Source organism: Nocardia brasiliensis (genome assembly GCF_042691675.1).
Lineage (GTDB): Bacteria > Actinomycetota > Actinomycetes > Mycobacteriales > Mycobacteriaceae > Nocardia > Nocardia brasiliensis_D.
In genome coordinates this window covers 7208243-7234651 of sequence record NZ_CP170507.1, presented here as the reverse complement: position 1 = coordinate 7234651, position 26409 = coordinate 7208243, and the positions used below count along the sequence as shown (strand labels likewise).

Genomic DNA, 26409 nt, shown 5'->3' with positions numbered 1-26409 from the left:
ACCTCGGCGCGCGGCAAATGGCCGCGGTGACCGGGATTAAATACACGACACTGATCCGGTGGCGAAACCGTGGCCCCGTCTGGGTGCCCTCACCCGATATCATGGTCAGCCACCGCCCAGGCTGGTCGCTGCCCTGCGCGCAGCACTGGAAACAAGTCAAGCGCAGCCCATTTCTTAGACCCGAGTGTGTTTCATTCGTAACCATCCAAACAGTGGCCGATGTATACGGCGTTGGCGTGTGGAAGGTGTGGCAAGGCGTCCGTGCCGACTCCATCCCTGCCCCAGCCGTATGGCTTGACGGTCGACCGGGCTGGCGGCTCCGATTTCCTCCCACCGCGGCGCCCGCGTCCGCGCCTCGACTGGTGGACGCGATGAGATCCGCACCTGATCTCGATGCGTCCGTGCTCGAGGTTCGGACCACCGACCGGGGGCGCCTCCGATGAGTGGAAAGCCAACAGCGGTCGGCTACCTCCGCGAGGACATCGCCGGAGTGGCGCAGGCTTGGAACGAGACCCAAATGCGAAGCCTGGCAAAGCGACTCGGCTACAACCTCACCAAGACCGTAGTCTTCGGCGCGAACACCGAGCACCCAATACCGGAACTGATATCCGTGGCTCGACAGGTGAAAGCTGACGCGGTGGTCGTACCCAGCGTGACCCACTTCGACGGCAACGCCGTCCCGGATGAACTCACACGGGTAGCCGACGTGGTCACCGTGTCGCCTGAACAGACCTACGCCCGTTGGACGTTGAAACCCACACGGTGGAGCGACCACTCCCAAGATCCGGCATGACGGGCGCAGCCTGCTTGTACCTTGACCTGAGACACCGGCAACGAGCGATTCGGACGATTACGCGAAGGGGTAGATGACATGGGAGACGACGAACAACTGACGATGGATCTGGGTGTCGAGCGGACCGCGTGGGGTAAGTGGGTCGACCCTGCACGCCGTAAGGCGCAGGCTCGGAAGTTCATGGACTACGCGGGTATCCGCGATATTCCCGCTGAGCTGTGGCCGGAGGGCGATCCTGAACTGAAAAGGCTGGACGCTGTCGTGGCCGAATTGTTTCCCGACATGGCTACCGCCATGAGCCCCGACAGGGCCGATATGGCCGACGCTTTCATATGTTTCATTGGCGAGTGCTTCATCAGGTTTGCTGGCGCTCAATGGATCGACTTCGAATGGTTCGGTCGCGAGAAATCGTTTTATGATCATGTGAATCCGGCATTGCAGTCCGATACTTTCGATGAAGACGTTGACACTGCATGGGGGTTGATGGACGACATGATCGGCTACCATCCTGACGGATACGACGGAATGTTCTCGTATATAACGGCTGCACTGCGTGAGTACGCAAATGATCACCAGGAAAAGCGCCGCAACGGAGCCTGAGCGCCACATGACGACCGGCGGGCTGACCATCTAAACCAGCAATTCCAGCACACTGGGGGTGTGTCCAGCCATGCCGGATGGATACGACAAAGACCGCAATGGTTTCGATAACAACTCGCGCGGAAGAATATTCGAGAACGGCACGTATATACATTTCCGCGACCGTGAAAACGGTTACGTCCAGGGTTCTCGGACGATTAATACCGAGAAGGGGAAAATTCAGTTCGATAAGTTCAAGGACGAGCGGAACATAGTATCGAGCATCGAAGATAAGTCCGGAGAGATCAGGGGACCTAAAGACGAGAAGCAGCTTAAAGCGGCGCGAGCTCTCCTTGAGAAGGACCCGAATCATCGGCATATGTTGCGGTCAGTTGAAGGGGAGAAGATATCAGTACCGGCTCAGGAGCTCATTGACGGCTTGGTACGCGATTTCCCAGATAGGTTCACTCATCTAGTCATCGACCGAGAAACAGCACGTGAAATCTGGGCCAAGGGGCTACAGAAAGAGGTCAGCAAGGAGCTCGGCCAGCAGCTCGAATTAGATAAGGTCCGCGAGAAGGCGCGAGAGGGCAAGGCTCAAGCGCTGGAAAACAGACGAGACAAAATAGCGGCTCTTGCCAGGGCGCGTGAAGCACGAGAAAAGTTCCGTGCGGTGGAAGCATTCCGGGAATCCGCCGCACGTGGTAAGGCAGAAGCGCCACAACGAATACAGGCCGAACGCGCTAGGCAGGCCGAATTACGAGCCGACCGGGCTAAGGCCCGCGAAGCACCCGAGACTGAACGCGAGCGCGTTTCCCGTGAAGCCGCCGAGAAGACGGTAAGAGAATTTCAAGAGCGCTTGAAGATTGGCCCGGTACCGTCCGCAGGCAAGACACCCGAGAAGACCACGCCGGAACGAGGGTCACCCGAAGCAGCTAAAGCAGCCCTGGTCGAACAAGTGGAGCGTGACGCCGCCCGCCTCGCGGCACGAGAGTTCCCGTTCCCGGTGCCTGATCGGCCCCAGGAGCGAGAAACAGTCGAGATCGGGGAACGATCTACCTCCGAGTTGAATCAGGCTGCCAGCGTGGAACGTGAAGCGGCGGACAAGGCGAGGGCCGAGCGCGAATCGGCCGACAAAGCTCGCGAGGCAGCCCAGGAACGGGCAAAGGCATTGGAGCAAGCCCAGCTGCAAGGCATCTCACCCGAAGTCAAGAATCTCCTTGCGTTGGGTCAAGCCCACCCGCCGACTGCGGCGGTAGAGACGAAGCCCGGTTACGCGCCCGGCGTCGAACGTGGTGGTACCGGACAGGGCCGAGACCCGCGCACACCCGAAATCGGCCCACGCACACAATGATGCCGAGGTACGGGCCGAGCCCGATCCGAAGGAAACGAACCGGGCTCAGATGCCACACAGAAAGAACGGCCTTGAGCGTCAGTAGCATCGTTTTGGCTGATCACCGAAGGGGTCTCCCCAACGGCCCCCAACCTTTTCGCAAGCTTCCTCGTCTCGGGCATTAGCTTTTGCTTTTTCCTGGGCTTCAGCGGTCTCGTAGCAGCTCTTGAAGCTTTCGTAATCCTTAGAATCCTTCAGGCATTGGGTCATCAGCTCTTGGGGCTCGGCCGCATAGGCGGCAGGAGTGGCGGCGACCCAGCCTGCTGCTGTCAGAACGGCTGCGGCGAGCAGAGCGGTTGTTCGAGCACGATCGAGACGCATAAGGGTTCCCATCCGTAGAGGTGGACCAGCCTGTCCGGTTCACCGTATGCCCACGTATTCGGACCTGCGACGATTCCGGATGGGAGTGTCGAACCGATAGCCGATCGTAGACGGTCTATCCGACTCATTTCGTAGTCATTTGAATAGTTAGTCGACGGCGAATCCGCTTGTGCCACACTAGGTTGCGCGGCGCGGTTGGCCGCGCGTAAGGTCGGTGGTCCAACCAAATAGTGAACCCCGGCGGTGCTGGTAACACCCCGGGGTTCGGACCCAAGACAGGACCTTGGATCGTGCACAAGTCTAGCCTTTTCAGGCTCGCGTCCACTAACGGACGCCACCCCGCTTTCCCTTCCGGCCGGCCGCCCGGTCTTCGAGCGTGACGCTCGTTCTACTGCGCTGAGCCCATCGGCTCGCGCGTTCACCGCGGCCCCGGCCAGTACCTATCGCGACCCGCCGTTCCGGCATGGGCGGATAGGTCTTTCGCGGTGCGCCGACCCCTTCCTTCACTCCGTGCGCCCGGGAGATCACTACGGGTGGATCGCCTAGCCCGCGTTGCCGTCGCCCGTCAGAGGGGCCACAGCAACCTATTCCGATCACGAGCGGTCGACCCGGTAAAGGCGGACTCGGACGGGGCTGACGTGGCAGTCAGACCGACCGCTCGGAACATCCCAGTCCCGACGCGGCCGAGTAATGCCCGGCGCGTGTGGCCTAACCGAAGCGATCCGACACGACCGACCAGGCATGCGCTCGGGCTACCCGTTGCCCTCGCAGTAACGGGGTAACCCTGCCCTCGCTCTCCTCCGCTCCCTCCCAGGTGAATAGGGGGCTAGACGCAACTTGCCTCTCATCTGGGGGCGGCGGTAGCCTCAACGCCGCGCCCCGTTCCCCGACAAGGGAGGGGGGCGAAAGGAATCGCCATTTAGATCTGCGACTCCTCCCTGCCCGCTCCGGCGTTGTGGGCAGTGGCTCCCTGTACTGATACCGATTCGAGCACCCGAACGTTCAAGATCCGCCACGCCGGGGCCGGACCTTGGTTCAACCAGATTTCGATCTGGTCGAGCTGAGGCTGGCCTATGCCCTCTCTCGATCAGCGAGAGGAGCAGGATCTGAATGGACTGGGCCACAGTCGCTCTCGGTGTGGGCATACCGACCACGGTTGCCGCTCTCGTCCGAGGATGCATCTTCTTCTACGCCCTCCGGGGGACGGACCCGAAGGACCGGCCCGCGATCATCCGGGCACTCGGACGGATGCACAAGGATGCGCGTCCTGAACTGCCTCCGATCCGCCGCCGGGATGACAACAAACCTGAATTGCCAAGCGGCTCTTGAACTAATCACAGTTTGCGAAGCGACAGAGTAGCCTGCCCACTCACCTCTGCCCTTCCGGGCTGATCGACGTCCGGTAGTGCCAGAAGGGCGATCCTGGACGCCGAAACGTGTGCATCGAAGGGCCTTTGCGATCTTGATATCGGCTGAGTAATCTCAGCGCTGGACGTGTCCCTCCTCGCCGGAATACAAACGGGGTAGGGGGGATTGCTCCCCACCGCTGCTACCGGCGCAGCTCGTGGCCCGCAGTCTCCGCCCTACGCCAATAGGGCGGCAGGATGTTCCGAGAGATACCCCACGAACAAAGCAGGAGATGGAACGGGCTCAAGGGCTACCAACCCATTCAAGATCCCGCCGCGCCGGTAGGTCGGACCTTGGTTCACCAGACGAAGCATTTCGTACTGGTCGAGCTAAGGCCGTCCATTTGCCTCTCGACCAGAATTCCCAGAGAGGCAAAGCATCAGTGGACCAATACACACTCGCTATCACGGTCATCGCGGCTGTGAGCGGTGCAACCGCAGCTGTAGCAACTGCGGTTGCCAGGGTTGTCGTTACCAAGAACAAGATCAGGATCCTCCGTGAGGCACTGAAGGACGTTCCTGGCGCGGAACGGCCGGCGGTCCTGCAAGCGCTCGCCGAGGTATTTTGAGTTGCCGAACCCCTGTCGAACATAGGTTCGACTCGAGGTATCGTCGGCACATGCCTCAACTCTCTCGTCGCGACTGGGCGAAAATGAACCTGGAAAACGTCCGTGACCAGCTGCTTGACGCGGCAGCGTTCGGGAAGTACCTGCCGCCCGAGCAGCTGGAGAACGCGGCGGGGAAGATCGGCGAAGGGCTTCGGGTCTTCATGGAGTTGACGCCCGACCCGGGTGGGTTCGAAGACGGCGAAGCCCCTGGCGGCGCGAAAGGCTGCCAGGGGCAATCGTCTATCCGAGGGTTCCACCGTTAGGGACCTCGGGCTTGTAGTTGATGTTCTGTACGTCGCGTGACCAACGGGACACGATCATGGATGACAGCCGGGTACCGCCGCGGATCGAGCAGTACGCGGAGCTGAACGTGCCGTTGTTGACCGGCGAGTACGCGATGCCCAGTCGAACTGTCTTCCAGTGGCTTGGGGCGGCCGGGTCGTCTTCAGCTGGCATGTGGTCGAGTACGAAAGTGTGCGAAAACGCGCTGCTCTGAGGGAAGTTCACCCCGAGTAGTCCCGACTGCTCGAACGACATGTTCGCCATCGCGTGGAACCGGCGGGCCGTGTACAGCGTGCCGTTAGAGTTGATGACCTCGATGGTGTACTGCGGCAGAATCGGGTTGTAGGTCGTCACCACCGTGAAGTACGGCGGGGAGATGATCGGGATAATCGTTTGGTTCAACGTGTAGCCCGACATGGTCGCGTGGATGTCCACGCGCCACAACCCGCCCGCCCTCAACACGATCCCGTTCGTGGCCGGATCGACCATGGCGCGCTTCGAGGGGCCGAGGGCGGTATCGAACGGCGCCACAACCCATTTCGATGGCGGAACATCCCAGTTGTAGCCCATGAACGCTGAGCAGTGACCGGAAGCTGCCTTGATCAGGTCCGCACGGTTACGCAGTGAGTTCTGACCGTCGTAGTGGTCAGCCCATGTCACGGATTGTTTCTGGCGGAACAGCCCCCACCCGTCGACCGCTTGGCCGAGGCTGGCACGGGTCGGGGTGGCGATGGTGTCTTTGACGTTCCCGGGTGTGTGCTCGCGGGCGAACTTCTCGCCGATGACGTACGCGCCATCCGGGGCGGGGAGGTGCGGAGTCGTCATCCCAGTGTTCCCCCGTTGGGCACGGTCGGTTTCACGACCGGGTTGTCGGTCCCCAGGTCCCAGCGGTTGACGCTCAACGCCGAGCGGAGCGTCCCGCCGTAGACGGTGGCCGAGTTCTTCGGGTGATAGACCGAGACCGTCACGTAGTAGGCGTCGTCGGCGGGGATCACGAACGTATGGCTGAAAGCCGCTGTCTCGGCACCCAGTTGGGTAATCACGATGTCGTACTCATGCGCGGTGAAGGTCTTGTTGTCGCCGACCTGCTTGACTTCTACGAGCACCGCGGCGGGGGTAGCCCCGCCGCCCCAATCGGCAGGTGCGGGAGCGAAGGTTACGTGAGCATCGCTGCGCCACAGGCCCTTTGACTTGAAACGGATTCCATTGAGGAACTTCTCAGCTCCCTTGCTCGGGCCGAGCTGTTCATCGAACGGGAGTGTCACCCACTTGCCCCCGAGGACATTCCAAGAGTTCCCCATGAACAGTGACTGGTATCCGGAAACAGATTCGAGCAGATCCAGACGGTTACCCATGTCGGCCTGGCCGTCGCGAACCGTGTCGGCCAGTTCCGCGAGGTTGTCTTTGATGCCGCCGAATTCGCCTGCGGCGGCGTTGTATTTGATGCGTGCCGCACCGGTGATGGTCGGCAACACCGACTCGCGTGTGATGTCCCGGGAGAACTTCGACCCGATGACGTACGCCCCTTCAGGCGGGTTAGCGCCTGGAGCCGTCATGTGACGTTTCCTTACCTAGGTAGAGAGGTTGGGCGACGTGGTGGGCGTCGGCCCGGGACGTTGTCCCTGATCCATTCGTGTAGTTCCTCGATGTGGTTGAGCGCGATCTTCAGCAGTGACTTCGTGTTCAGGTTCTCGGATTCGAGGACCGCTACTCGTGAGGTCAGCGCTTCCACCTGTGAACGCAGCGGAGCGACCAGAACCACCGCCGTGTCTGCGATGATCCGGGCCGCCTCCGCGTCCACCATTCCGCCCTCCGCCTCGGTCTTCCCTGCGGCGGCTTTTGCCTGCCTGCGGTTGAACCAGGCGGTCACACCGGCCCCGGCAGTGCCGGAGCCGATGACCGTTGCGACCGTTTCGAGGATTCCCCCCGGGGTCACGCCTTCTCTACGGGCGTCACAGCCGGCCGAATCCACAGACCCGCCAACAGCGGTGACACCAGGGCATAACCCTGCGTCGCGAAGTCCACCCACGCGGTATCAACCGCCTTGCCAGCGACCACGGCCACGATCGCCGACACCGCGACCAACAGGCCGCGGATCAACGCGGGCTCCGGGACGCGTGCAAAAGTCTCAGCCATTCCAACCTCACTTCAATTCGATAGCGTGATCCCGGTCCGGAGTTGGGTCCGGGATCATTCCAGCCGCCCGGTACTGGGCGATCATCGCCGCATTCTCAGCGGCAGTCAGTGACCCGATATCGGGGATAACCCGGGTATCGGGTGCGGGTGCGTCGATCGGCACCCAGGCCGTCGACGCATTCCACTGCGACCGCGGACCGGCCGCAGGCTTCTGGAACTTCTTCACCTGGAGTTCCGGATGATGCCGAAACCCGAGTTCGTACAGATGTTTCGACCATCCCCGCAGGATGTCCGGATGGGTCACCATCGGCGCACCGCCGACGTTCGGAAGATGGATCAGAGCCCAGAGTGCATGTTCTTCCGGGCTATCCGCATCACAGTTGTCTTGGCTCGGAATGCCGATGCTCACACAACCCCTAGCTGCTGTAGTGCTGACAGAATGTCTCGTAGCTGATCGAACGCGGCCATCATCGGGTCTTCTGGCTCGCGATGGCCGATATCTATTTGCCAGCCAGACGGCCCATCTGAGGTGTACTCGTACGAAATCTTGGTGACACGTTCGACGTACACCAGGTTTTCCGGCATCCCCAGAACCGTCGTGCCGACTCGATCCCCGAGCCAAAAATCTCCTTGGCCTTGATCACCCAATCTGTATGGCACCGAATCAGCGATCTTGACCGAATGGGCAGTTCTCCGGCGCGATGCCCAGAGGCCAGCACGGAGAGCCACCAAAGCCGCCAAGGTATAGGCGCGATCGCCGGTTCCCGACCCCCACCGCTCGTAATAGTGGGTCCAACCCAATTCTTGTGCCCGGGGTACGTCCTGCCACGATTGAAATGCGGCTACGACATCGGTGTATAAAGGCCGGAGTATCATCTCCACGGCGGAGCCGATTTGTGATTGGGTGATCAATGACCCGAGGAATCCGGCGACCGCGATAATCGTTGCTCCCAGGGCCTCGTTCACGCCAGGAGCGGAATGTCCACCGATTACGACTTTCGTATCGGTAGCCTCGTAATAGATAAACTCAGATGACTCGATGCCCGTATACGGAGACTCTTCGAACACAACCCAAGGAGCCTCGGCCATGGTGCCGCGGAAAGCCGGATCGTAGTACTCATCGGGGAAGTTCGGGTTCGCGATGACATCGCGGTTTTCGGTGAGGCCATCGGATCCGATCGAGGTAACCATGCGGGCCAGGCCGTTGATCAGATCGCCATCAAAGCTCGTACCGTTCGTCCAGGCGCTTTTGTCTTCGATACCGAATACGAGGCACCCCGGCTTCAATTTTGCCCCCGGCCACGGAGGCGGATCGCCAGGCAGATATCGACGTGCTTCGACGTGGAGTTGACCGTCCTGAAGAATCTGCTTCGCGACATCATGGAACGGTTTGAACCGGGAGAACACCAGTGCAAAGACGGATCGATCGTTGAGAATCGAGAACGGCTTAACAACCATCGACCATTTTGTCTGGTCAAGGTTGAACCATTTCGACGGGTCGAGCGGATCGTCAGGAAGTGACCACCACGATCCTTCTTTTCTCATGACGGCGAAAAGGAGGGTTATGCACAAACTCCACCGTGCAGGCCCGAATACTGCCCATATCTTCGGGAATTGTAGTTCCGGGGGGAGCCATGGATTCGAAAAGATGATCAGGTGCTTGAGGTGTTCATAATCGTGGAGAAATGAAACTTCAAGGTATGCCCGGCCGTCTTTCTCTTTGACAACCTTGTAGTTGTCCATGGCGCCGGACCAACGTGCGCCCTGTTTGTCGAACGTCACGATCACGTTCTTCTTCTCGCGCCCGCGATGGTTGATGATCCATTTCGCGATGTAGTGCGACAGGGACAGCTTGAGGTAGGCGGTGCCGGTGTCGTTCTCGATAAAGGTGAACCCGTGGGCCAATTCGCCGACTACTTCACCGAACAGGCGCATGTCGCCGTCCCAGATCCGGATCAGCGCCTTGCGAAGCCGATCCTGGACCCACTGCGCCTTGCGGGCTTGGATCTGCCGGTGAACCTCGTTGAGGTCGACAATGGTTGACTTCACCAGAGCCCCCACGGGCGGCTCCACGGCCTTTTGAGACGGAGCTGGATCTTCGCGCCGACCGGGGCTTGTGCGATGGTGACGGGCAGCTGGGCGTTGCGTGTGTAGGGCGGGATCGGATGGCGGAACCGCACACCAGCCATACGTGCCCACACCTGAGAGCCCGACCAAGACACGATCTGCGGGGACCGGGGGTCTACATCGACCTCGATGTCCTCGCCCTCTACGAGGCTCGGCATGACGATTCGCCGGGCGGCGAGATCGTCGTTGTGCCAGGAGAAGTCCGGCAGTACGACGCGCGCCGGTGCCGACACTAGCCACATCGGCCAGACGGGTTGATCGGTCGGATTGAGCTCAGCGATGTCGAACCCGTGGGTCACCGCGGCCGGATTGATGTCTCCGTCCTTGATGAGGGGCGTGGTCGTCAGGTCGCGGTCGAGAACCCATTCATGGACGCTCTCTTCGCCGTACCAGAATGGGTCTCCGGCGATGACCGTCATCAACGTGAGGTTGACCGGGTTCAGCGTCGGGTCGGTCGACATGTCGACCAGCGGGGATTCCCCCAGTCGGATCGAGAGGTACCGCCGGCCGGAATCGGTGGTCACCCACAGCTTGCAATCCCGCTCGAACGACCAGGCTTTACGCCACGCACTGTCGCGATCCAGCCATGTCCGGCCGGGCTCTGGATCGTTCAGGATCTCGACACCGAACACGATGTCTCGGCGCATGATCTTGTGCGCCAGGTACCGAGCACCCGGCAGGTTCGCCGGTTCCTCCCACACCGTTCGCACGGGCGGGTCGTATATTCCGTCTAGAGAAGTCCCGAGGTAGACGCCTTTATCCCCGGCGTCGGGACCAGCAAGCGTGAACCATTCTCCGTTCACGCCCTCCAGCTCGACAACTGTTTCGATTGCTATCTCCCGATATACTGCGCTTTCTCCCGGGTCTGCCGGTTGCGCTCATTCGCGTTTACCTCGTCAATCGAATTGACGTTGTAAACGATTTTTGGACCTTGCTCGAACAGCTGACTGATAAAGCCGCGGTTGCCGATTCCGAGGTCAGACAGAAACGTGTCTCGTGTCGACTCCAAGAAGTTCTTGGGAATGTCGTTGAACTTCGCCTTCTCAGCGGCCTTGTCCCATTTGTCGCCGATGTCATCGACACCGAACGCCTCGCCGATTTGGTCGGCCGCAGCGCGTAGCGTCTTCTGAAGGGTCTGTAGACCGTCTTCAACGCCGTCGTTCAACGCGAGCGCGAGCTCCTTTCCTTTCGGCTTCATGCGCGCGGTAGCAGCGTCGACGGCCGCCAGAGTTTCTTGCGTCCGGTTTTCCACTGCCTGGACATCCAGACCGGAGTCGGTGATGCCGTTCTTCTTTTCCTTGGCTTTCAGCCGCAGCTGATCGACCTGGAGTTGAAGCGCCTTCGCCTCGTCTTTGAGTTCCTTGGCCCGTGCCTTGTTCGGCTCTTGGTCGGCTTGCTGGCGGAGCTCTTTGATTCGAATCCGCAGCCGGTCGGCCTGAAGTTCGAGTTCCTTGACTTCCCGCTTGGTCGCATCGTCCAGCTTCGGCGTGTTAGCCAAAGCATTCTTGGCGTTCTTCTCGGCCTGGGTCGCGGTCTCCGCGATTTGCTTGCTGGCGTTGTCGACAGCGCCGACGATGATGATCAGACCGAGTTGTCCGGTGTCACCGAAGACTTCTTTGGCGGCCTGCATCAGTTGTGTCGCAGAGTCCACGATCTTCTTTTGCTGATCGGTGAGACCTTGGGCGAACGCTTCACCGACCGATTGGCCGGAATACAGCACCCAGCCTTGACCCGCGAACGGGCCTTCCTTGGCCGGGCTGAACGGGAACAGATCTCGTAGGGCGCCGAGGGCATTGCGCGCTGTCGACAGCATTTCGGGGGCGACGGCCGACATGCCGGTAATGAAGCCGCGGAGCAGCGCCTTGCCGGATTCGACCAGATAACTGCCTACGTCGCCGAGTGCATCCTTGGCCTTCTGTGGCAGGTCACGGAACCACGCCGTGAAGTTGTCGGCCGCATCCATCAGGAAGGTAAGCCACCGTTCCAGCGTGCGCGCCATAAAATCGGTTATCGCGGTCCAGGCGGCTTCCCAGTCGCCGGTGAATATTGCCTTCCAGGTTCGGAAAGTGGTCGCCACGGCATCGAGGCCCGTGGAAACGATCGTCTTGATCGCGTCTAACACAGTCGAAACGGTGGTCAGCAGAAATTGAATGGCCGGTACGACCACGGTAACAATTACACTTGCAAATCCGCTGAGATACGGCAGCGCGCGAGTGAACCAATCGAGAAACTGAATCACGAATGGCAGGATCGCCACCACTATATCGAGCAGTTTCGGTAATACCTGGCTGATCAATTGCTCAAATAATGGCGTCAGCTCGGGAAGCAGGCGAACCATTTCTTTAACCCAAACCTCGGCGAACTTCACCAATTCGGGCAGCAGAGGAGTGAGGTTCGTCAGAAATTCAGCGAACACGCCGACCAATTGCACAAACAGCGGCAAAATTATCGGAAGCGCCTGGGCTATACCATTCGCCAAAACCGCGGCCAGATCGCCGATCGACTTCACAATGTCGGGCAATATCGGAGCCAATTTGTCAATCGCCTGAGCGACAGCATTTCCCAGTGATCCGGCTATCTGACCAAGGGAAGCCGAGAGCCGGGAGAGAATTGGATCCAGGGCGGCAAAGCCACCGAGCAAGGCTGAATTCAGTGAGGCTGCGACAGGGGTCAGGAATTGGCCTAATAGTTCGAAAGCCTTAGCGAGCCCACTGCCGATCAAGTCCATCAATTTGGTTAATGATGGAGTCATTTTCTGGAGAATTGGCCCCAAATTATCCATCAATGCCGTCAGCACTTTTAGTATATTCGCGGAGAATGACGAGAAAAGTGGCTCTGTTTTCAAGAAGAATTCGCCGAATGATGCGAAAAACTGGCCGAGCGGCTTGCCGAGACTGGCCATCGCATTTACACCTGCCTCGAACAGCTTGTTGAACATCACGCCGAGGCCATCAAAAGTCGCAGACAATCCCGTGAACATGCGGTCGAACGGATTACTTCCGCCCTCGCCTTGGGTCAGCCGTTCCGTCATCTGCTGAAAGTCGGCCGTGAATTTATTGAGCGAGCCAGACAGTTTCCCGAAGTTCTGGGAACCCGACTCGGCCATGTTCATAAAGCCCTGAGTGAAGTTGGAAACGGCAGGGCGCAAGTCGGCGAAGAACTTGCTGGTTTGACTCAAGATGGTGTTCACCTGAGTTATGCCGCGCGTCGAAGTGACCACATCGACAAAGCCCTGAGCCATCTCGGTCAGACCGCCGACAACGCCTTTCAGGCCCTCGGTCAACGGACCGAAGAGCGGCTTGAGCTGGCGCATGATCGGCGTCAGCGTCTCTTTCCACTCCTGCGACAGCGCCGCTTTCAGGGCATCGACTTCGGGAGCCAATTCCCTTGCGGCGGCCTTGATGCCGTCCTTGCCGAGCATGATGGCCGCAGCAGCCGCACCGAACATTCCGGCGAAGGCCGGAAGCGAACCCATCAGGCCCACAACCAAACCCAGCGCAGGAGAAGCCAGCGCCGCGACCAAGGCCAGGATCCGGCCGAGGGTGAACATTCCGCGACGAATCTTGGTGATTGTCGTGTTGAACGAGTTGTTGATCGAGTTGTCGACCTCGCGGCCGAACCTGTTCATCTGCTGGCGGTTTCGTTCGATCCCGCGCCCGGCGCGTTCGGTCTCGCGTTCCCACTCGCGCCCGTACCGGCGTACCTGCTCGATCTGGGCTTCGATGTCTCGACGCAGACGCGCTCGCGCTTCGGGGTCCATGTCCGCGCCGAACTGCATACGCGTGGCGCCCTCGGCCTCTGCGACCATCCGTTGTAGCTCGCGACGAAACCTCTCCGCGTCCACGTGAGCCGGGATCCGGGCTTCGGCCTGGCGCGCGAGACGACGAAGCTCGCGTTGCATCCGCTCGACCGCGAGGTTGTCTAGGTCGATGTCGACCGGGAGACGCGTAGGGCGGGTAGCCCTCGGAACTCGGCTCGCCCCGTCGCCGCTGGAGCCTCCGGCACCGGTCTGTGCCCTGCGCGCTGCGTTGCGGATCTCGCGTTCGAAGTCGCTGGTATCGGCGACGACCTTGACCCGAACCCGAAGGGTGCGTTCCATGCGCTCGAGGTACTTATCGAGGCTCTTGCGGAAGTTCTCGGTGTTCGGAACCACCCGGACCGAGATCTTGTCGACTACCTTGCCGCCCGGCCCGGCCATGCGTCCTCCTACCCGGAGCGGACGGCCTTGGCTCGGCTCATCAACTCGGAAAACTGGTTTGATTTCTTGGGACGCTGCTTCTCGGAGTCAGGCGTCGGAATTGGCTCAGGCGGTGCGGGACGGCGCTTCGCGTGAGCGGCGATATACGCCCAAGTGAGTTCACGGATCGCGTTGACCTGAGCGACCGCCAGATAGCGGTCCTCGTTCCATCCCCGGTATTGCGGACCGCCGCGCCACGCTGCGACGAAGGCGGCCTCTGGCGGGAGATGCGTCAGCAGCGCCAGGGCGCGCCGCGGACTGAGCCCGGACCCGGGACGAAGAACGTCGATGAGGTCCAGACGGTAGAAGTGCTGGAAATCTGCGAGAAGTTCCTCGCCGTGCCTGTCGATCAGGCCGGCGAGTTCGAGGCTTCCCCCGGCTGGGTGGCCTCCATCCACCGCTGGAACACGCGCTGCAACAGCAGCTCGTCATCACCGATCTCGCGGAGCAGCTTCACACCGCCGGTCTCGGCGGCGAGCTTGATCACCTCGCGCATCGAAGTCAGGACGGGCTCAAGGTCGGCATCGTCGTCCTCGGCTTCGACCTTCATCGACTTGAGATGGACCTGAACCTTGTCCCGGTCCTTCTTGTCCAGGCGCAGCAAGTTCCGCAGAACAACGGAGGTGCCGTCAGCCAAAGGGATTGCGACGGGGGCGAATTCGTTCTCGATCTCCTCGCGGAGCGATGCGAGGGTGAAGATGTTAGCCATGGCGGGCCTTTCGGGGATTCAGCAAGAATGAGGCGGGCAAGAGAGAAGAAACGAAGGGTGCGGCGGCCCGCCAAGGAGGCCGCACCCCCGAGCGTCAGGGTTCGACGGGGAACAAGTCCTCGTTGATCCACGAGTAGAGATCCTGGGAGCCGAGCTGCAAGAAGGTCGCGCGGATAGGCAGCGTGGCGAAGTCCTCGCCGGAGAGCTTGATAGCTTCGTCGCGGCGGACATTCGATCGTGGCACGTAGTGCCCGAGCCGCACGTCACCGTCGACAATGATTGTGAGAATGGCCTTTTCGTTGACCGGTGCGGATCCGCCTTTAACGCCGAACACGCCCGCCGTGGTCGAGTTGTTCTTGCCGTAGTACAGCTTCAGGCTCGAACTGTCGAACTGCTGAATTTGCACCGTCATGTGGTCGGAGATCGCTTCCTTCTCGACCTCACGCAGCGCCTTGCGCTGCCAGGTGCCCTTTGTTTCGGTGTCGCCGCCCTCATAGGCCAACTCGGGCAGGTTCTCCAAGCTGGTGTGGCCCACGATCGACCAGCCGTTAGGCGCAGTCGAGGTCACCGAACTGACTGCCGGAGTGGTGCCACCTGACAGGCCGGTCGAGACGATGGTCAGCGGGACTGTCTTGCCCTGGAGCTTGCCAGCGAAGGCCAGCACGACCGGCGTACTGAGCAGCGGGCCACCGGAGACGTAAGTGACGTTGCCCGCGCCGATAGATGGCAGCGAAGCAACCAACTCGGCGATCTTCGGGCCGGAAGCGTCGAAGGGCACATCAACAGGAGTCTCGGCAGCTGTGGACTTGACCGTCCACTTACCGGCGGTCGGAGTGCCGGTCATGGTCAGCGTGATGTGCTGTGCGCCGAACAGCAACGGATCCAGCGTCTTGAGCGCCGCCGGAGTCGGGGGCAGAGTGCCCGGGTTCGCGACATAGATGTAGCCCGCACCGGGTGTGATGACGGCAGCGTCGTTCAACGCCATAGAGATAAGCTCCTAAGATTTGCGCGGCGGCCGAAGGCCGAGCCGGATAAGTCCCTGAACGCGCCAGCTGTCCATGTACAGGGACGAAAATTGCGTGGCGCCCATGGTTTCGAACACGGAGTTCAGATATCCGTGCTCAGTGACGGTTTGACTCTTCGCCGCGTCGTACAGTGCCGAAAGAGCGTCCTGGTAGAGGTCTTCGGTTTCGATGAGACCGTCCACTGTGTACGCGGTCATCTCGACCACCGGTAGCGATAGATCCTCGGGCCGATCCAGGTTCCGGAATCCGCCCAGGCTCCGGATGTTGATCATCGGAAACGTTCGGTAATCCAGATCCTCAACCCACGTACCGACTTTGACGGTCGTGGGCAACGCGGCCCGCAGGATCGGGAGCACTACAGCTTGGACGCGCGGCATTCGCCGTGCTGTCATCGCGCCTTATGTGGAAGTCGTCGTTCCAGCCCAGCCGCGTCGGTGAGGACGTAGAGGCCCGGCACGTGCTTGCCTTCTTTGGTGACATGGCCGTATTCGATTGCCGCAGCGGCCTTCACGCCGCGCGAGTCATCGAGGTTGACGAACGCGTCGACCTCCCCGTGAGTGACTGTCACCGTGGAGTGCCCGTCGTGGCGATGCTCGGCGAGTTTCGCCCTAGCTATGTCGGCCACGGTGTGCGCTTGGTCGGAGACGGCCTTGATCACGCCGGGCAGGTGCGAGATGAGTCGGTTCATCTGCCGCTGAGACATCTCGATGCCCATCAGAACCTCCTGATCATGTAGGCAAGGTGAGCCGTTCGCCGAGATCCGTTGAAGGGCACCGCGTCTCCGAATAGAGCCCACCGAACGCCGTTCCATTCGATCTGCGTTTGAGCGCCGAGCGGGCGGTTGTTGTTGAATCCCCGGGGGAACCTCAGCTTGAACAACTGTTCGGACTCATAGCCCTCGTTGTCTTGCTCGGTTCTGCGTGCACTGGTGCCGGATTGCGCGGCGCTGCGAATCATCGCCAGCGCCGGGAATCCGGCCTTCGCCGGGCGTGTTCGGGTGTTGCCGTCTGCGTCGGTCACGACCTCTTCGGGGTAGACGATCACGGACTCATTTGCCTTGTTGAGCAGGCTCATACGTCCCGCCAGAACTGCGGCTCGGGCCTTGCGCCCAGCGGTGGCCACGGCAGCCGAGGGTGGATCAGGAAGACCCGTTCGGTCACACCGAGCAGCGACCATTCGTAGTCCATGATCTCCAGTCGGCCGGTCGCTTCTTTCCAGTTGAGTTGGTAGGAGTACGAGCCGTCGACTTCGCCGGTCATCGCCTCTGGGTTGCGGACAACCCGCATTACTGCGTTCGCTTCGACCATCACGACGATGCCAGGGTCGATCTGGCCGGCGGTGATCAGTTCGTCCAGGTTCTTGATCCTGGACCTGATCAGTAGCTCGGCGTCGTTAAGGAGTGTCGCCGCCTGCGTCGACTCGTCCGGCGTCAGGGGCCTTCCGAGGCGACTTGCTACGTCCGCCGGTACGGCTCGTGCCACTGGTCACCTCCTGGAAACCCGAAAACTTCAACTGTTCGCCGTACTCGTCATCGACTTCGACGTACGAACCGAGTGGATGCTTCAAAAGCATGTGAATGTCCTCCCAGCCGGAGCACTGAAATGTGCTCCTGGACTGCCGAATTCGAATTAGGTGGCCGTGACGTTGTCGAACTTGACGAACGCCTGCTTGTCGCCCAGCACCCACCCGAAGGTCACCTCAACCAGCAACGCGGCCTGGTTGGTCTGCCACAGGTTCACGGTGTTCGTGCCGTCCGAGATGGAGGCGGTGTCGGTGAACTTGTAGCGGATCGAATCGGCGAAACCGATTCGCAGCTGGGAGAAGTCGCCGCCGATCACACGGAGGCCGGTATCAGTCGCCGCACCCAGCTGACCGGAGACCGCGCGGCCGTAGTACGCCGGGAAGCCCAACACGTCGGAGACCTGCGCGGACAAGTCGATAGCGCCCGGGTTGAGCGTCTTACCCGACATGTCTCGCGCCGCGGCCTCTTTGACCAACGTCGAGCGGAATCGTGGGTCAACGGCCCAGCCGTTGAACTCGAAGTCTGGGTTGTTCGCGACCAGGTCATAGCCCGCGAGCAGGTCTTCGTACACCGTGCCCGGCGACACCAGGAACTTGACCACGTTTGTGGTGTTCGCGATGACGTTGGTGGTGTCGATGCCCTGGAGCGCTGTACCGGTAAGAGGCTGCTTGCCGTGGAACACCGCCAGGTCGATGCCGCGGCCGATCGCAAACGCGAGATCAGTGCGGATCTGATCGTAGAAGCCCTGCGGATTCGTCTTCGCGAACTCCTCGCTGAACGTCACGATCGTGGCAATCTTGATCGGCTGGAAGCTCTTGCTCGACCAGGCGGTACCCGAGATCGGCTTAACGCCACCCTCTCGCTGAGCGTTGCTGGTACCGGTGCCGACCTGACCGACCTCCGGTCGCTTGGTGGTGACCGGGATAACGGTCTCACCGAAAGTCACCGGAATAGGCGAACCCAGCCGCAGAGCGAGCGAAGATTCCTGAGCCTTCTGAAAAATCGGACCCGTGATCGTCTTCGGCAACAGGTTATCTGGGACATAAGCCAGACGGCCCTGGTGATTGGTAGCAGTATTCGGAGCAAGTTCGTTGATCTGTGCCATGGAGGCGGAAAATCCTTATCGAATGTTGTTCCGCAGAATCGCGCCGAAGACATCGGCAGCGGATTCGACTGACGCGCCGCCCATTCCCTGGGTCGGGTCGGTCGCAGAAGCGGAGACGGGGGAGCCGAGTAGCGTCTTGACGGTCTCGGCGTGGGCCTGCAATTCCTCAGCGTTAGAACCCTGAAGCAAGCTCGCGAACTGCTCGGCGCGTTCGCCAGGAACGCCAGCCGCCAGTGCGGTACGAAGCTTGAGAAGATCGGCAGATGCCGCAGCAGCCTGATCGGCCGCAGCCTGCTTTTCGGCATTCGCGGTGTTCAGCTGCTCGGCAACAGCCGCCTGAGCGGCAGTCAACGCGGTGTTCAACGCATCGTTCTTTTCGATGCGGTACCGCGCAGCTTCGGCGCGAACGTCGGCAAGCTCCTTCTTCACCCAGTCCGGAATATCGGCCTGATTGGTGTTCTGAGGGCTTGCACCCTGATCTTGGACAGAGTTGTCCTGGGCAGGGTTTTCGGTTGACAAAATGCCTCCTGGGCACACAAGACACACTCGCCTGGAGTGCGGTAGTCAGAAAGAATCAGGCAGCGTCAGGAAGTTGTTCCGAGCCGTCTTTCTTGAGCCGCTGATATCCGGCTTCTACTGCGCGTCGAAATGCGTTCACCGCATCTCGACCGGACTTACCGTCCGTCGTATCGCCCCAAAGCTTCTTCGCCGCAAGATACTCATCGCGGCCCGGCCAGTTCTTGCGATCGAAAACGGGAACGACCTTGCACCGGCAACCGGTGTGCCATTTCCGCATCATCAGACGCATCTCTTTGTCTCGACCTTCGCCGAACAGTTGGATTGCCAGCTCATCGGTTCCGTGGAACCCGGCGTTCGCGGCGGATCCGTACGTCGGACCTCGGCTGACCATCATTTGGCAGAATCCGCACGGCTCCGCGCTCGTGGTGACTCGCGCCCACCCGGGCACCCGTTTCGGGCTTCGCTCGGTTGGTCGGGGTGTGACGCCCGACTCGGGAGCAGATGAGCCCTCGGGTTCGGTCTCGCGGGGTGGAGCTTCCGGCTTTTCCGGCTGAGGTTCGATTTCGTCTGCGCCCGGGTCGGTTTCGACCGCGTCGATGATCGTTCGGCGCCCTGCGCCTTCGACTACCTTCAGCGTTCGGAGCGTCACCGCGTCGACGGCCGAGCCGGGAGCGTCCTCCTGGGACATCTTCCGTCGCTCGGGCTCCAAGTCTTCGCGGAACCAATCGAGGCTGTAACCGGGCAGCTGCACGTCGTGACGCGACGCGCCCGGCAGATGCTCGGCGCGCTGGGAATCGTAGAACCGCCGCGCCAGCTCCGCCGACTGTCGCCGCGCCCGTTCGATCGTGGGATACAGCAACCGGAGCAACAGCTCCCAATCCAGCACTGACATGTCAGTGCTCTGGTACTGCCTGGTCATCAAATAGACGGTCGCCGCGGTTTGGACGTCGATCTGGCGTTGCTGCTCGGCGTACTCGTCCAGGTTCACGCGGCAGCCTGTTTCGGCGCTCCGGTGCCGGCCGCGCCGGGACGTGCAGGTTGACCAGCGGGCATCGGCGGAGCCGCAAGCATTTTCGCCAGCTGGCTCGTTGAGGACTTCTCATCCCACTCATCCATCTGGGCGCGCTGTTCGTCGGTGTATCCGAGTTCGATTCGAACCATCTCCACCGGCACGATCGGACGACCGTCCGCGGACTTAGCCGTCGCCAACTTCGTGTACGCGTCTGCCTTGGAGGCCAGCGTCGGAGTGCTCGGGTCACGCCAGACGGCTTCGAGTCGGCGGAAGTCCTCGGGCACATCCTTTTTCATCACCCGCATGGCCAGGCGCATCGCGGCTTCCCACGATCCGCCGAATTGGCGGGCGATCCGTTCGACCGTCTTTACCAACCGGATCTCCGATGCCTGGATCGCTTCCGCGCTCGCGGGGTTATCGGAGTTGTACGCAAGGTACTGCGGGGGGAGACCGGTGTAGCTGGCGAACTGTCGGCTGAGTTCGCCCATGACATCGGTGAAGTTCCTCAGATCGGCCGCGCTGAACTGGAACGCCGAGCCGGCCTCGTTGGCGAATGCCGCCAACCGGCCGTAGTACATCTCTTCCAGCTCGGCCTTCGAGCCGTTCGGAGCGATCTCCGACTTCTCGACACCGAACACAAGCCGAAGCGGAACCGCCATCAGTTCCTCAGCGGCCTGAAGATTCATCATCAGCCTCGCGGCAGCGTCAGTCACTGCGCGGATCTCCGGCGTCAACACCGACGTGCCGTAGCGGTTGGATAGCTTGGCGCCATGCACGATCGGCACCACTGGCACTTCGCCGAGGTTGTGAGGGATCCGTTGTTCTGTCGCCCATTGCGACGCAGCGCCCTGGGCGCGAACCAGCAACAGTGTCTCGTTCGGGAGGAGCAGGGTTGCCCGCTCTGGTTCTCCAGTGGCTTCCCTCGCCTGGTAGATCCGTAATGCGCGGGTCACCTTGCGAGTGCGCGGGTCCATCTCCGCGTACATGCTCAAGGGGGACTCCAACCGAATGATTGGAGAGTCCTGATCGTCGTGTTCACCTGGGGCAGCAACGGTGATGTAGGAACGCCCGTAGGTCAGAGCATCCATGTGGCCGAGACACGATTCCTCATCGAGGTCGTTGTCCTGCCACCACTGCCGGATGTCGTCCAGACCCTCGTCTTTGCCAGAAAGACGGAAGTCCTCCAGGTCAAGGCGTTGTTCGAGTGCCCGTAGATACAAGGCGGGCCAACCGATGTCCATGCGGAGCCGGGCCATCTCTGGCGGTGTCGCCATACCGAGGGTCTTGAGCCGGTACTTGCTTTCGGCGTACTCGGCGGACTCCTTGAGATCCGGTGTGGCGGCCGAGAGCGCGTTAGTGAGGTGGTTGACGTGTTCGTCTGTCGTTGTCAGGCCAGGATCACCGCCCCCCGACCTCGGTTCTTCTTGCTCATCAAAAAGTCCTGTCGTGCACCGAACGCGAGCACGGCGCAGACGGCGGCGTCGATTTTGCGGCTGCTGTCTTTGCTGGCCTTGCGGATGCTGATTGCGTCGTACGTCGTCGGGTGCCGACGAGCGTTCAAAATGTGTTGGCGCAGAACGCGGTTGCCGTCGTGGATGACTTCCTTCTCCAGCACCGCGTCTAGGAATCGCTCGCAGTCGAGCGCGAAACGCTTCTGTTGTCCGCGCATGTCGAACGCGATCGGATGACCGGGTGTCGCGTTGACCTTGATCTTGCGTCGATAGTCACGAGACCAGATGTCAACATACGCCTCGAATTCCCGTACGTCAGCGCGCATTCCAACTACGTCGTATCGTTCGAACGCACTCCGCACGGCCGCGTCGACATCGTCTCGGGGCACTTCCCCGTGGGGGTGGTCGGTCGGATCCCAGACGTTGAGCAGAAACACCGCGCCATCCTCGATCCGACACGCGACCAAGGCCGTGTGGTCGTTGCTCTTGGAGCCGTCGAAGCCCAGCGTGATGCGGTCATTCGCCCGGAGTTGCACGACACCGTGAAGCCGGTCCCACTCATGCGGAGCGATCCACGAGTCTTCCGACGCGTTGACCTGATTCAGGAACTTGCGGCGGCTCTCGCTGACCGGGCGTCGCCGGTCCAGCATCGACGCGATAATGACATCCAAATCGAGCCAGACCGCGTCACCGCGGGCCACCTCAAGCCCGGCGCGCAGCTGGGCGACACCTGCCGCGTAGCCTTCGGGATCTTCTACCGGGGACGGGATCTCGGACAGGGGAGTCTCGGCCGGCGCTTCAACCGCGTCGTAGAGCAGTCCGGTGTCAATTGCCCGACCCGACAACACATCCATGTAGGCGTCGTGATCACGCTCGCCTACCGAATCTTCGCCGGGAACGTGCGCGTTGCAGATACTCAGCGCCCGGCAACTGCCATAGCTTGCCTTGTCGACGTTTCCCGCGATGACCTCGGCCATACGATGGCCGTTGTTCGCTTCGACCCACCATTGAACTTCGTTGAGGATCACGAACGTCGGGCGCTTGCCTTCGAGGCTCAGCGGCGAGGACGTGACGCCTTCGATGATTCCGCCATCTGCTGAATAGATGACGGTCTTGTTAATATCGAGTTTGAATTCATCCTTGAGCCGCTTCGACGCCATCGCCGGAAACAAGCTGAACGTGTTGCGGGTCTGATCCAAACTAACTGCCGCGCACTGAATCCATGCTGCGTGCCGCTTCTTACCGACCGGCTCGTCGTTGACGTCCCAATGCGAAAAGGCGACCGGTCCGCACAGTTCAACCAACGCCAATGCGGCGCTTACGGGGTCTTTGCCCCACCCCTTGAGTCTTCGCAGAACGCCCGACCGATATATGAATCGGCCGTCCGCGTCGACCGCGTACCACCACACGATGAAACGGATCTGCTCATCGGTCGGCATGAACGGTGTACCGGCGTTCGGGCCGCCAGGAGTCAGAACGTACTCAAACAACCACGCGAGGACCTGCCAACCCAAGGTTTTCTCGGGGAGGAACCATTGCCCGGTCGGATACTTACGCCACGTCGGGCCGTAGATGTGGGGTGGGGCGGGAAGGAGTTCCGTGGGGTACTCCACCCGCCTCCTTTCTTGAATTAGGTTGGCAGAGAACGACCAAGGGTCGCGGCCATCAGCTCAACCCCCTTGAACGAAGGATGAATGGTGTCGCACGTAAGATCGGCTGGTAGCGCCGTCGCATCGACTTGAGTACGCATCGCTGCATCGAAGTCCACGAAACCCGCTGCTCCGTAAGGCAAGCTCGCAAGCCAATCGTTGGCAGCGATACGATTCGCGTTGCCCGTGGTCGATCGTGGAATCGTGGCACCGAGGTAAATCGGCTTCTCGCCGATCGTTGCTCTCACCTGCGCCATCAGCGCCGCAATATCTGTCTGGTATTGAGCCAGCGACCGGCCACCGGTCGTGAAGTCGTTGCTACCAGTGGCGATGATCGCGCCGTCGAGCTGCGCGGCGGCAAGATCCATCCGCGAAAAGAACTGCGGAAAGTTCGCCGGAAGGTACTGGGAGGTCATCATCCCCGCCATGGACATGTTCACGACCAACGCACCGTTGCGAGCCGCCCACTGATTCGGGTAGTTCCGCCAAATCGGCTGCGGCACAACGGCAGAGCTACCAGTGCCGCGCGAACCCATGACGCCTTCTGCGATGCTGTCGCCGATATAGAGCCATGCCGATCGGGTGGTGACGGTCTCGTACTCGATGATCAGGTCCAAGGGGATACCCGCCGGGATAGTAGAACCGGCACTAGTCGAGGGGTCCAACGCTGAGGCGGCGGACGACCAGTAGAAGCACTCGCCGATGGTCAAGCCGACGTTCGTAGACGAGGCCACCGTGTAGGCGATAGCGAGTAGGTATTCCCGATCGGCCTGGAGCTGCTGGAGGGGATCTGTAACCCAGCTGGAGGTGTAGAAACTGCCGTCACCGGGAATCGGGAAGTCGGCGGACACGATGTTGAATGCAGTGTTGCCGACGAAACCGCCCGTGCGGGAAGTCGTTCCGTTGCCAGACGTGGTTCGCGCGGCTTCGCCGAGCCGGATGCCTTTGCCGGTCAATGCTGCTCTCGCAGCACCGGTCATCCCGTAGTTGCGTGCTCGTACTCGCCATCGAGTGGAGGTGACCGGCAATCGCACTGAGGTACGAAACCCGGCCTGGGTGTTGACCGTAATCGGCGTAGTCGCGACGGTCTGGTCCATTCCGCCGTTGCAGTAGGGAATGATTCGGGTCTTCTCAGCCGCGTAAGCGCCCGCGATGCCGTCTTCGATGTGATTCATTCGAGCCGCGGAAAGCGGCGTAGTCTTCGACGGGGGATCGTTCTCCCACGCCTGCTTCACATAGGGCAATTACGCTCCGGGATAGAGGGTTTCGGACGGATACAACGATTCGGATGGGTAGGGGACAGTCGGACCGACCACAGCAGTGATGGGGAACGCCTGTGCGGTACCGGGCGCGACCGCTATGTCGCCGACGACGGACACTGCACCTTCGAGCGCGTAGGCCCGCGCCGCGCCAACAGCCGTGGTGACTTCCACGGCGGCACCGGCCACAGGCACAAGGGGCGAAGTCATCGCGATACCCCGGGAGAGTTCGAGGTTCACCACCACGTCGGCTGAGATATGTACGACGAACGGGAATGCCCCGGCGCTAGCTCTACCTGCGGTGATCGGTACGGAAGCACCTGCCGCCGATACGAGCGGGCTGCTCGCGCCCGCCGCGGTGGCTGTGTTCAGCTGTACGACCGGTGCGACGCTGGGCGCCATCGGGTGAGCGCTGGCTGATCCTGTCGCTACCTTTAGCTGCACGCTCGGCCCAGCTGTCGCGATGATCGGGAGCGCTGAGCCGGCCGCCTGAGCAAGTCCGAGTTCCACCAGCACAGAACGGGTTCCGTTCCACAGCAGCCGGTCTCCGAGCCACACGCGGGTCGCGTGTTGGTTGTCGCGACCGCGCACGATCCGGTACGGCTCTACACCGCGACGACGGATCGGCATCGGTTAGGCGACCGTGAAGGTAAGCAGCCCAGCGGCATTCACTTTCGTCGTGAACGTCGAGTTCGTGGACGAGATGTTGCCGCCCAGATCGCCGTATGCCATCAGTGGCTTGTTCGGTGTGCCGTTGTCGACATAGATCACAGCCCATTTGGCCGTGATGGTCGAGTTCGGCCACGACGGGTCATCGAAGTCGACGGTGATCGTGTTCGACGCCGGGTCATAGGACCACGTCAGATTCGTAACCGTCTGTCCACCAGCGGTGTAACCCGGGCCGGTTGCCTCGCTCGCAACATGCGCGAAGTACTGGTGTACGTCCTGATCGGGCACGTAGGCCGAGCTGCACAGAGCGATCTTTACCGCGTGGCTGTTCAGATTGACTTCGCCTGCAAACAGGGACCGCGTCAGCCGTCCATAGATCTTGGTGACTTCGCCAGCCAACGAGACTCCTAGTAAGTGAGGTAAGTGGTGTTCGGGTCGCGTGCTGGCAGGGCCGTGAATTCGGTTTCGGTCATCCACACGATGCGATCGACACCACCTGCATTGCGGACGTAGTCGTTAAGACCCGTGGCAGGCGGCAGTGGCAGGTGAGCATCAATGAGGTCCCACAACGGCACGGTGCCGCCGGTGTCCGGCACGAGGATCGGATAGCTCTGGTTGCCGATAGTCACCAGAGCAGGGCCGGGGTCGAGATCCGGCGACGTGAAACTTCCGTCAGGCAGAATCTCGACCAGGTGGTTGTATCGAACGACGATGCCCGACCCGGTGTGATCCCTTCGGATATCGCGGGCCGTAAACGCGATCTGCCGGACCGCTCGGGCGTGCCCGATGTCGATAATGCGGTCAGCGATGATCGTCACGCGGCGGGCTTCTCCAGCGCGTCGAGTCGTCGCAGTACCTCAGCGAGTGCATCGACCATGGTCTTGTCTCCGAGCTGCTTCCAACCGGGGTACTCGCCTGCGTCGCGGGCACCTTCACCGGCCAGCTGTTCGCGGATGTCCTTGACATCACTGCCGATCGGGCCGACGTAGCCGACGATGAAGTCTTCGATGTGTTTGACCTCTGCTGCGCTCAACGGCGCGTCCTCCCTGTCAATGAATGCCTGGACATCACGGCGGAATGCGCCCATGTCGATGCCGGCCGGGTCGATCTTGCCTTCGGAGCTGTACTCGCGATGAGCGGCGCAATCGCCTGCGTCCCTGCCGATTCGGCGAAGAATCGCCGCGCAGCCGCGCTTGTAGGCGTCCAGCTGTTCGGGGGTCCAGTCGCTACCATCACCGCGCGATACGGCCTCGATGCCGATCGTGTGATAGTTCGCGTTGTTGGTCGGCCAGCCGTCCCAGCTGCCCCGCCCCGCGTGCCAGCAGACTCCCACCGCGATCACTCGGAATGTGCCGTCGCGCTCCAAAACCAACTGTGCCAGTGGACCTTCCAGGTCCGGGCGGCCGAACTGGACGATGCGCCAGTCCTGACTGCCGCCTCCGGCGGTGTGATGACAGATGACGCCGCGGATGTCGCGGAAGTCGTCGTGTCCTCGACCCCGCCAACCTTCGTGCTCGATGACCCGCAAGCCCTCCGCGCGGAGGACATCAGCGAGCCACACCGGATCACCGGTCCAAGACATGCAGAATCCAATCGAAATAGATCGT

Annotated in this window: 30 protein-coding genes; 4 read left to right on the top strand and 26 right to left on the bottom strand. The window is 61.2% G+C overall.

Features of this window, described 5'->3' with window-relative positions; genetic code table 11:
• The first annotated feature begins 439 nt into the window (after positions 1–439).
• The 3 genes from ACFK0J_RS33310 (at position 440) to ACFK0J_RS33300 (ending at position 2726) form a co-directional block, all read left to right on the top strand.
• Positions 440–793 carry a hypothetical protein gene (locus ACFK0J_RS33310; protein WP_378733670.1) on the top strand — a complete coding sequence of 118 codons (354 nt, stop codon included), beginning with the start codon at positions 440–442 and terminating at the stop codon, positions 791–793.
• A 78-nt stretch (positions 794–871) separates the two neighbouring features.
• On the top strand, positions 872–1393 hold the full coding sequence (locus ACFK0J_RS33305; RefSeq protein WP_378733668.1) for a hypothetical protein: 522 nt from the start codon (positions 872–874) through the stop codon (positions 1391–1393).
• Positions 1394–1463: 70 nt separating this feature from the next.
• A complete protein-coding gene (locus tag ACFK0J_RS33300; RefSeq protein ID WP_378733667.1) occupies positions 1464–2726 on the top strand; it encodes a hypothetical protein in 1263 nt (420 codons plus the stop codon).
• Positions 2727–2804: 78 nt separating this feature from the next.
• Here ACFK0J_RS33300 and ACFK0J_RS33295 read toward each other — a convergent pair whose 3' ends face one another.
• A complete protein-coding gene (locus ACFK0J_RS33295) occupies positions 2805–3086 on the bottom strand; it encodes a hypothetical protein (RefSeq protein WP_378733666.1) in 282 nt (93 codons plus the stop codon).
• Positions 3087–5111: 2025 nt separating this feature from the next.
• On the opposite strand from ACFK0J_RS33295, the gene ACFK0J_RS33290 reads away from it, so the two are divergent.
• Positions 5112–5363 carry a DUF6374 family protein gene (locus ACFK0J_RS33290; RefSeq protein ID WP_378733665.1) on the top strand — a complete coding sequence of 84 codons (252 nt, stop codon included), beginning with the start codon at positions 5112–5114 and terminating at the stop codon, positions 5361–5363.
• Here ACFK0J_RS33290 and ACFK0J_RS33285 read toward each other — a convergent pair.
• From ACFK0J_RS33285 to ACFK0J_RS33165, 25 genes are all read right to left on the bottom strand, one after another.
• Positions 5341–6207 carry a hypothetical protein gene (locus ACFK0J_RS33285; RefSeq protein WP_378733663.1) on the bottom strand — a complete coding sequence of 289 codons (867 nt, stop codon included), beginning with the start codon at positions 6205–6207 and terminating at the stop codon, positions 5341–5343. The two genes, ACFK0J_RS33290 and ACFK0J_RS33285, sit on opposite strands and share 23 nt — an antisense overlap.
• Entirely contained in the window at positions 6204–6938 is a 735-nt protein-coding gene (locus ACFK0J_RS33280; protein ID WP_378733661.1) for a hypothetical protein, read from the bottom strand. Before ACFK0J_RS33280 ends, ACFK0J_RS33285 begins: the two co-directional genes overlap by 4 nt.
• An 11-nt stretch (positions 6939–6949) precedes the next feature.
• Complete coding sequence (locus ACFK0J_RS33275) at positions 6950–7318, bottom strand: hypothetical protein (RefSeq protein WP_378733659.1); 369 nt, start codon at positions 7316–7318, stop codon at positions 6950–6952.
• Positions 7315–7518 carry a hypothetical protein gene (locus ACFK0J_RS33270; protein ID WP_218473947.1) on the bottom strand — a complete coding sequence of 68 codons (204 nt, stop codon included), beginning with the start codon at positions 7516–7518 and terminating at the stop codon, positions 7315–7317. Before ACFK0J_RS33270 ends, ACFK0J_RS33275 begins: the two co-directional genes overlap by 4 nt.
• A 7-nt stretch (positions 7519–7525) precedes the next feature.
• Positions 7526–7927, bottom strand: a complete 402-nt coding sequence (locus ACFK0J_RS33265; protein WP_378733658.1) for a DUF2744 domain-containing protein — start codon at positions 7925–7927, stop codon at positions 7526–7528.
• Positions 7924–9579 carry a phage tail protein gene (locus tag ACFK0J_RS33260; protein WP_378733657.1) on the bottom strand — a complete coding sequence of 552 codons (1656 nt, stop codon included), beginning with the start codon at positions 9577–9579 and terminating at the stop codon, positions 7924–7926. The genes ACFK0J_RS33265 and ACFK0J_RS33260 overlap by 4 nt, the downstream gene beginning before the upstream one ends.
• Positions 9564–10355, bottom strand: a complete 792-nt coding sequence (locus tag ACFK0J_RS33255) for a phage tail protein (protein WP_378733655.1) — start codon at positions 10353–10355, stop codon at positions 9564–9566. The genes ACFK0J_RS33260 and ACFK0J_RS33255 overlap by 16 nt, the downstream gene beginning before the upstream one ends.
• Positions 10356–10477: 122 nt before the next feature.
• Positions 10478–13843, bottom strand: a complete 3366-nt coding sequence (locus ACFK0J_RS33250; RefSeq protein ID WP_378733654.1) for a hypothetical protein — start codon at positions 13841–13843, stop codon at positions 10478–10480.
• 8 nt (positions 13844–13851) lie between these two features.
• Positions 13852–14280: a hypothetical protein gene (locus tag ACFK0J_RS33245; RefSeq protein WP_378733653.1), complete on the bottom strand. Its 429-nt coding sequence runs from the start codon at positions 14278–14280 to the stop codon at positions 13852–13854.
• Positions 14232–14591 carry a phage tail assembly protein gene (locus ACFK0J_RS33240; protein WP_378733651.1) on the bottom strand — a complete coding sequence of 120 codons (360 nt, stop codon included), beginning with the start codon at positions 14589–14591 and terminating at the stop codon, positions 14232–14234. Before ACFK0J_RS33240 ends, ACFK0J_RS33245 begins: the two co-directional genes overlap by 49 nt.
• A 94-nt stretch (positions 14592–14685) precedes the next feature.
• Positions 14686–15576, bottom strand: a complete 891-nt coding sequence (locus ACFK0J_RS33235; protein ID WP_378733650.1) for a phage tail protein — start codon at positions 15574–15576, stop codon at positions 14686–14688.
• A 12-nt stretch (positions 15577–15588) separates the two neighbouring features.
• Positions 15589–16008, bottom strand: coding sequence for a hypothetical protein (locus ACFK0J_RS33230; RefSeq protein WP_378733648.1), 420 nt, complete (start codon positions 16006–16008; stop codon positions 15589–15591).
• Positions 16005–16331: a DUF5403 family protein gene (locus ACFK0J_RS33225; protein ID WP_218473956.1), complete on the bottom strand. Its 327-nt coding sequence runs from the start codon at positions 16329–16331 to the stop codon at positions 16005–16007. The genes ACFK0J_RS33230 and ACFK0J_RS33225 overlap by 4 nt, the downstream gene beginning before the upstream one ends.
• Complete coding sequence (locus ACFK0J_RS33220) at positions 16331–16690, bottom strand: hypothetical protein (RefSeq protein ID WP_218473958.1); 360 nt, start codon at positions 16688–16690, stop codon at positions 16331–16333. The genes ACFK0J_RS33225 and ACFK0J_RS33220 overlap by 1 nt, the downstream gene beginning before the upstream one ends.
• Positions 16687–17097, bottom strand: coding sequence for a Gp19/Gp15/Gp42 family protein (locus tag ACFK0J_RS33215; protein ID WP_218473959.1), 411 nt, complete (start codon positions 17095–17097; stop codon positions 16687–16689). The genes ACFK0J_RS33220 and ACFK0J_RS33215 overlap by 4 nt, the downstream gene beginning before the upstream one ends.
• A gap of 147 nt (positions 17098–17244) precedes the next feature.
• The gene (locus ACFK0J_RS33210; protein WP_218473961.1) at positions 17245–18243 is read right to left on the bottom strand and encodes a phage major capsid protein; all 999 of its coding nucleotides are present in this window, start codon (positions 18241–18243) and stop codon (positions 17245–17247) included.
• A 15-nt stretch (positions 18244–18258) separates the two neighbouring features.
• Positions 18259–18762 (bottom strand): hypothetical protein, encoded by a 504-nt coding sequence (locus tag ACFK0J_RS33205; RefSeq protein ID WP_218473962.1) that lies wholly within the window; start codon positions 18760–18762, stop codon positions 18259–18261.
• Positions 18763–18817: 55 nt separating this feature from the next.
• Positions 18818–19750, bottom strand: coding sequence for a hypothetical protein (locus ACFK0J_RS33200; RefSeq protein ID WP_378733646.1), 933 nt, complete (start codon positions 19748–19750; stop codon positions 18818–18820).
• Complete coding sequence (locus ACFK0J_RS33195) at positions 19747–21048, bottom strand: phage portal protein (protein ID WP_378733645.1); 1302 nt, start codon at positions 21046–21048, stop codon at positions 19747–19749. The genes ACFK0J_RS33200 and ACFK0J_RS33195 overlap by 4 nt, the downstream gene beginning before the upstream one ends.
• Positions 21049–21161: 113 nt before the next feature.
• Complete coding sequence (locus ACFK0J_RS33190; protein WP_378733644.1) at positions 21162–22838, bottom strand: hypothetical protein; 1677 nt, start codon at positions 22836–22838, stop codon at positions 21162–21164.
• A gap of 17 nt (positions 22839–22855) precedes the next feature.
• Complete coding sequence (locus tag ACFK0J_RS33185; protein WP_378743218.1) at positions 22856–24109, bottom strand: SGNH/GDSL hydrolase family protein; 1254 nt, start codon at positions 24107–24109, stop codon at positions 22856–22858.
• Positions 24110–24118: 9 nt separating this feature from the next.
• Positions 24119–24343, bottom strand: coding sequence for a hypothetical protein (locus tag ACFK0J_RS33180; protein WP_378733643.1), 225 nt, complete (start codon positions 24341–24343; stop codon positions 24119–24121).
• 423 nt (positions 24344–24766) lie between these two features.
• Positions 24767–25201, bottom strand: a complete 435-nt coding sequence (locus ACFK0J_RS33175) for a hypothetical protein (RefSeq protein WP_378733642.1) — start codon at positions 25199–25201, stop codon at positions 24767–24769.
• Between the two features lie 8 nt (positions 25202–25209).
• Positions 25210–25620 (bottom strand): hypothetical protein, encoded by a 411-nt coding sequence (locus tag ACFK0J_RS33170; RefSeq protein ID WP_218473970.1) that lies wholly within the window; start codon positions 25618–25620, stop codon positions 25210–25212.
• Positions 25617–26384: an N-acetylmuramoyl-L-alanine amidase gene (locus tag ACFK0J_RS33165; RefSeq protein WP_378733641.1), complete on the bottom strand. Its 768-nt coding sequence runs from the start codon at positions 26382–26384 to the stop codon at positions 25617–25619. Before ACFK0J_RS33165 ends, ACFK0J_RS33170 begins: the two co-directional genes overlap by 4 nt.
• Positions 26385–26409: the final 25 nt, after the last annotated feature.